General features: G+C 72.0%; 1 protein-coding gene. It reads left to right on the forward strand.

Annotation, left to right across the window (positions count from 1 at the left end; translation table 11 throughout):
• The coding region (locus tag KI686_RS16160; RefSeq protein ID WP_237590352.1) for a substrate-binding domain-containing protein at nt 1–322 on the forward strand (322 nt) is incomplete at both ends.

Below are 322 nucleotides of genomic sequence, written 5' to 3' on the forward strand. Positions count from 1 at the left end.
CGCCCCTGGTCAGCGTCGGCGCCTACAGCGAGGACACCAGCGCCGTCTCGATCGACGACGCCGCCGCCGCACGGATCGCCACCGAGCACCTTATCGACCTCGGCCACCGCGACATCGCCTTCCTCGGCGGCAGGGCGGATGCCGCGACCCACGCCTTCGGCGACGAGCAGCGCCGGTCGGGATACCGCGAGGCCATGACCTCCGCCGGACTCTCCGAATTCATCCGGCATGCCGACGGCGAGCCGACCATGCCAGGCGGATACGAGGCCGGCGTGCGGATCCTCGGCGACAGGCAGAATCGGCCGACCGCCCTCGTCGCCGT

The organism is Polaribacter sargassicola, from assembly GCF_021991835.1.
GTDB classification, from domain to species: Bacteria; Bacteroidota; Bacteroidia; order Flavobacteriales; family Flavobacteriaceae; genus Polaribacter; species Polaribacter sargassicola.